At 37.6% G+C, this 993-nt stretch carries 1 protein-coding gene; it reads right to left on the bottom strand.

Going from position 1 to position 993, the window contains the following annotated elements; genetic code table 11:
- Positions 1-28: 28 nt before the first annotated feature.
- On the bottom strand, positions 29-993 hold a 965-nt coding region (ychF, locus tag WG67_RS06050), incomplete at its 5' end, for a redox-regulated ATPase YchF (protein ID WP_458694985.1).

Here is a 993-nt window from a genome sequence, read left to right on the forward strand (position 1 = left end):
AACTTTAAATAAGTGGCTGCATAATAAACTACACATTAAACCTAAAGTGCATTATATCGCCATCTTGCACGATATAATCTCTGCCTTCAAAGCGAATTTTTCCTGCGTCTTTGCAAGCTGATTCACTTCCATACTTTATGTAGTCTGCAAAGCTTATTGTCTCTGCTTTTATAAAGCCTTTCTCAAAATCAGTGTGGATTACACCTGCTGCTTTATCGGCTGTTGACCCTATTTTTACTGGCCATGCACGTGCTTCTTTGGGGCCCACAGTAAAGAAAGTTATCATACTCAGCACTTCATACATAATACGCGCTACTCCATCAAGGCCTGATTCTTGTAAGCCAAATTCTGATAAAAAACTCTGTTTTTCCTCTTCACTATCAAGATTTGCAATATCTGCTTCGAGTTTTGCTGAAATGCAATAAAATTTGCTTTTATTTTCCTCCGCCATCCTCTCTACCTTTTTAGATAATTCATTGCCAGTTATAACATTTGTATCTTCAACATTGCAAACGTACATAACGGGCTTTGTTGTCAGCAATTGAAGCAACTTCATCTCATCTTCATTGATATTCTCCAAACTTCTTGCAGGTTTACCTAATTTTAAAGTAGCTAATACCTCTTGCATTAATTCAAGTTGTCTCTTTAGCTCTTTATCACCTTGCTTTGCTTTCTTTTCCAATTGAGGAAGCCTTTTTTCTATGCTATCAATATCAGCTAGGATTAATTCCATTTCTACCACTTCAGCATCTGATATTGGATCTATTTTACTGTGTATATGGCTGATATCGTCATCCGTAAAGCACCTGAGCAGATGAACGATGGCATCAACTTCTCTGATATGGCTTAAAAATTTATTGCCAAGCCCTTCGCCTTTGCTCGCGCCCTTTACCAGACCTGCAATATCTACAACTTCTAATTGGTTGTAGATTACCTTCTCTGAGCCTGCAATTGCTGCGATTTGTTTCAAACGTTGATCTTTTATCGAAATCT

The sequence above is a fragment of the Wolbachia endosymbiont of Drosophila incompta genome (assembly GCF_001758565.1).
GTDB lineage: Bacteria > Pseudomonadota > Alphaproteobacteria > Rickettsiales > Anaplasmataceae > Wolbachia > Wolbachia pipientis.